At 58.9% G+C, this 275-nt stretch carries 1 pseudogene; it reads left to right on the plus strand.

From position 1 onward, the window contains the following. Positions 1-275 (plus strand): annotated as a pseudogene (locus KZZ04_RS19185) (hypothetical protein); the annotation flags it as partial.

Raw genomic sequence — 275 nt, forward strand, 5'->3', positions numbered from 1 at the left:
GGTCAGCAGTGACCCGGTTGCCACCGAAAAAGAAATCGACGAGTTGATCGCGGCGGCCAACGCCAACCCTGACGTGGTCACCGCGGTTATCGTCGGCAACGAAGCCCTGCTGCGCAAGGAAGTCACCGCCAAGCAACTGGTGACGCTGATCCACAAAGTCAAAAGTCAGATCAAACAGCCGGTCACCTATGCCGATGTCTGGGAGTTCTGGCTGCAACACCCGGAAATCGCCCCGGCCGTGGATTTCCTGACCATTCACCTGCTGCCGTACTGGG

It is taken from the genome of Pseudoalteromonas sp. CR1 (assembly GCF_019392235.1).
GTDB lineage: Bacteria > Pseudomonadota > Gammaproteobacteria > Enterobacterales > Alteromonadaceae > Pseudoalteromonas.